The sequence below is a fragment of the Pelagirhabdus alkalitolerans genome (assembly GCF_900096905.1).
Taxonomy (GTDB): domain Bacteria; phylum Bacillota; class Bacilli; order Bacillales; family Amphibacillaceae; genus Pelagirhabdus; species Pelagirhabdus alkalitolerans.
The window spans coordinates 1-1,884 of record NZ_FMYI01000019.1 but is presented as its reverse complement, the minus strand read 5'-3'; the positions used below and the strand labels follow the sequence as shown (position 1 = coordinate 1,884).

At 35.3% G+C, this 1,884-nt stretch carries 2 protein-coding genes; both read right to left on the bottom strand.

Annotation, left to right across the window (positions count from 1 at the left end; genetic code table 11):
• Positions 1-16 precede the first annotated feature (16 nt).
• Positions 17-781: an IS21-like element helper ATPase IstB gene (istB, locus tag BLR62_RS12285; RefSeq protein ID WP_090797418.1), complete on the bottom strand. Its 765-nt coding sequence runs from the start codon at positions 779-781 to the stop codon at positions 17-19.
• Positions 778-1,884 (bottom strand): DDE-type integrase/transposase/recombinase (locus BLR62_RS12280; protein WP_090797415.1); only part of this gene is annotated, 1,107 nt, incomplete at its 5' end. The genes BLR62_RS12280 and istB, both read right to left, overlap by 4 nt.

Genomic DNA, 1,884 nt, shown 5'->3' with positions numbered 1-1,884 from the left:
TTACAGTTTTTGCTGATTAATTTGTTACACTTTCCTGCCCGAAGATGTTCTTACGATGCTTCATTCGATAACTGTCACCGTTTAAATGTATAATTTCAACACGGTGCACAATTCGGTCTAGTATTGCAGTAGTAATGGCAGGGTCCCCTAAGAGTTCTCCCCATTCTTTAGGTGCTTTATTTGAAGTTAAGACGATCGATGATCGATCGTGTAAATCATTAATCAAATGGAAGAATAGGTTTGCTTCTTGCTGATCCATTGCCATAAACATTAAGTCATCAATAATAATTAAGTCGGCATCTCTCATTCGGTTTAATCTTGTTTTTGATTTGCGTGTTATTTCTTCTGTTTTTAATGCATGCACAAGATCCCCCATAGAAGTGAAGATAACTTTATACCCTTCATATATTGCTTTGATTCCTAACCCTATGGCCAGGTGCGTTTTCCCAACACCTGGAGGGCCCAATAATACTAAATTGTACAGCTGGTCAATCCATGTAAGATCACCTAACTGATTGAGTTGTTTCTTACTTAATGACTGTTGCTCTTTAATATCAAACGCTTCAAGTGTTTTATAGTCTGGGAATGTCGCCCATTTCAAACGTTTTTCAAATTGTTTTTCTTCTCGGCTTTTTTGTTCGTATTGCATGATATCAAATAAAAACTTTGTGTAAGAGTGGTCATTTTTTTCGGCTTGTTTAATTAATTCTGCTAAGTGATTGGATGTCTCAACGAACCTTAAGGTTCTCATAAGTTCTTGTAATTGATTGAGCTGTGTCATTGAGAATCACCTTCTAATATAGAGTAATACTTGTCCATTTCTCTTTTTGATGCATTTGTATCCATCACCCAATTAGAAGTCATCGTTGTAGGTCGTTTCATTTGTTCGGCGTTATCGTTTTGAGTCATGTGTAACGATCGTTGTCGTTTTAGGTATCCAATGATATCGCTGAAATCTGTACCACTATAAAAGTTTCGGTGAATACATTCTTCGAGCGCACTATTAATAATCATTGAATGATTTACTTTGATAGAATTTAATATCAGTTGTAATTGGTCACGAATGTAACGTGGATTCTTTTCTCTCACTCTTGATATAAACTCATGAGCTAATTCTTGATTATCAAAATAAGTTGCCACTGAATCGATAAAAGCATCTATCCCTTTTGTGCGATCACGTTGATGTTTACGATCTTGAATAAGTTTTCCTTTCTCTATTGATATTTGATGCTTAGCCAAGATCTCCCCGTCAGGACTAAAAATTACGAGGTTTTCATCATTAATGACTTTAAGATAAACCACCTTGTATTTATGGAAACTCCCTAATGGTAGTGAGTATCGATTAGACAAATACCGTATGGTATTGTCCTTACGTATAGACCTTGATATACTGTTATTGTTGTTATGTTGAACATCAATGATGTTCGTGACTGGTTTTAAGTGTTGTTTTTCAAGGGCAAACACTTCAACCGGTCTTTTTTTTGTGGTGTTATGAACTTTGGCGTTTCCAGTTCGGTTAAGCCATTCTATCGCATGTTCATTCCATGATTCTAAGTTGTGAAATAGTCTGTGCTTAGCGTAATTATGTTTGATAAAGCCTACGACATTTTCTATTTTACCTTTACTCTCAGGATCCGCTTTTCTACATACAAACAAGTTTAACTTCTTTGTTTCTTTATACCTTTGAAACGCCTCCGTCAAAATTAAATCACCATGATTTTCACTAACAACGAGTAAATTATCTTGGTCATATACCAACTCGTTAGGGATACCATGAAACCATTGAAAGGCTAACTCATGTGACTCAATAACGTCTTTCGTTGTAAAAGGACGATCTAGCCAATACATATATTTATATCGAGAATGAGATAATACAAATGCAAT

What these genes read in the sequence shown, in the direction of transcription:
- istB (WP_090797418.1), bottom strand. Translation starts at nt 781, where the DNA reads ATGACACAGCTCAATCAATTACAAGAACTTATGAGAACCTTAAGGTTC.